The 2,139-nt window shown below is 42.0% G+C and carries 1 protein-coding gene and 1 pseudogene; both read right to left on the bottom strand.

Translation table 11 applies throughout. From position 1 onward, the window contains the following. Positions 1-278: 278 nt before the first annotated feature. Positions 279-1,289 (bottom strand): quinone-dependent dihydroorotate dehydrogenase, encoded by a 1,011-nt coding sequence (pyrD, locus tag AB4496_RS27050; protein ID WP_009846660.1) that lies wholly within the window; start codon positions 1,287-1,289, stop codon positions 279-281. Positions 1,290-1,635: 346 nt separating this feature from the next. Continuing rightward, positions 1,636-2,139: pseudogene (locus tag AB4496_RS27045) on the bottom strand (NAD-glutamate dehydrogenase); the annotation flags it as partial.

Below are 2,139 nucleotides of genomic sequence, written 5' to 3'. Positions count from 1 at the left end.
TCGCTAGGTTTAAGCATCATTTCGTCTCACACTGTTGAACCATTCCATTAGGTAAAACGCAAAATTACCTTCAATTACAGTAATTTTACTGAGCAATAGGCAAAAAAAAAGAGGAAATGAATTCCTCTTTCTTATCGCTTCTGTCTACAACTCAGTGAGTTACAGTGTCTCTTTTAGCAAGACGATGCCAAATTATAGCTTTCCTAAAAAAAACCAAATCTTTTTGATAACTCTGTTTTTAAAAGCTCTGGGTTTATAAAAGCTCTGGTTTTCGGGGACTATAAATTTTTAACGATGTCGCCTACAAGACCTGGGCCTTTGTAGATGAAACCAGAGTAAACTTGTACAAGCTTCGCGCCTGCCATCATTTTCTCTTTTGCAGCAACGTAAGAGTCAACGCCACCTACTCCAATGATCGGCAATGCGTCACCAAGTTCTTCGTGAAGTTTACGAACCACTTCAGTACTGCGAGATTGAACCGGACGTCCACTTAGGCCACCCGCTTCATCGCAATGTTTCATGCCTTCAACGATTGAACGATCCAATGTTGTGTTTGTTGCGATCACACCATCGATCTTATTTTTGATCAATGATTCACAAATTTGGCTAATTTCGTCATCACTTAGATCCGGAGCAATCTTAAGAGCAAGAGGAACATATTTACCATGCTTCTCTTCTAGTTCAGATTGTTTTGTTTTAAGTTCAGACAATAGATCGTCTAGAGCTTCGCCGTATTGTAGAGAACGAAGTCCTGGAGTATTTGGTGAAGAGATATTCACAGCAATGTAACCAGCGTATTGATATACCTTCTCCATACAGATCAAGTAATCTTCAGCGCCCTTTTCAATTGGTGTGTCTTTGTTCTTACCGATGTTGATACCTAAGATGCCGTCATAGTTCGACTTCTTAACGTTCTCAATAAGATTGTCGACGCCTAGGTTATTGAACCCCATGCGGTTGATGATACCTTCAGCTTCAACAAGACGGAACAGACGTGGTTTGTCATTACCGGCTTGTGGACGAGGAGTTACCGTTCCTACTTCAACGAAACCAAAACCCATTGCGCCAAATGCATCAATACATTCGCCGTTTTTATCTAGGCCAGCCGCTAGGCCAACTGGGTTTTTAAAAGTAAGACCCATGCATTCTACAGGTCGATTAGGTAATTGTTGGCGATACAAAAGATCAATAGGAGTGCCTGTGAAGCGTTTGAAATTTTGAATTGCAAGATCATGTGCCTTTTCGGCATCAAGTTGGAAAAAGCCAGTTCTGGCTAGACGGTAGAGCATTGTGCCTCCGATAGAAAAAAGCCCCGTGTAAACGGGGCGATATTATTTACTTATTTACTCAACTATTCAATCTATTACTGTCTGTAAGGGTAAGATAATCGAGTTTGTTAGCGAATGAGGTTCTTTATTAAGCAAACGTTATCGTTTCAGCAGTCAGTTTACTCATTTCTAGTCTCTACCATATTACAGCCACCCACTCTTTTAACAACAAGCAAGGTGTCCACGAAGTGGGTCCGTCAAAAGAAGTGGGTCCGTCAAAAATCGTCAGATCGATTGATGCCACTTTATAGAAACGAAAAAGGCAGACCTTATGGCCTGCCCTTGTGTCTTTCGTTTTATCTAATCACTAATCTGTCGACATGCAGTTTAGATTCAATAACATCAACTCACGAAGTGCTACTGAGAACTTGGCAAACTCATGAACCGAACCTACTTTGAATTCATTGAGGATACTTTCCCAACGATGTAGAGAAACAGAGTTACTTTCCATCCAATCATCAAGCGCTTTAATCACATCGATGTCTGAAGCACAACCGCAGTTAAGCACTTGGCCAGTTAGCTGACGTTGCTGCCAATCCAGATCTTCTCTGAATGCTGCACGTGCCAGCGCTTGCCAGTTGTTATCTACAGCTTGACCATTGATTTGCTTCAAGAACCAGTGCAGAGACAAACGGTCGCCAAGGTTGAAGTAAAGCTTCGACGCTTGTTGTACTGTTTTACCCGTCTCACGAGCTACTGTGGATATATCCAGTGCCGAGTACAAGCTAGACAAACGCGCAACTGAATTAGCCAACTCAGGGGTTACGCCTTGGTCAATCCATAACTGTGCCATTGCGTTATGCTCTTCTAC

The sequence above is a fragment of the Vibrio sp. 10N.222.46.A1 genome (genome assembly GCF_041473595.1).
Classification (GTDB): domain Bacteria; phylum Pseudomonadota; class Gammaproteobacteria; order Enterobacterales; family Vibrionaceae; genus Vibrio; species Vibrio tasmaniensis_A.
The sequence above is the reverse complement of the archived record's forward strand: the minus strand, read 5'-3'. Positions and strand labels throughout refer to the sequence as shown.

Coding starts and splice junctions, on each gene's coding strand:
- pyrD (WP_009846660.1), bottom strand. CDS start 1,289: ATGCTCTACCGTCTAGCCAGAACTGGCTTTTTCCAACTTGATGCCGAA.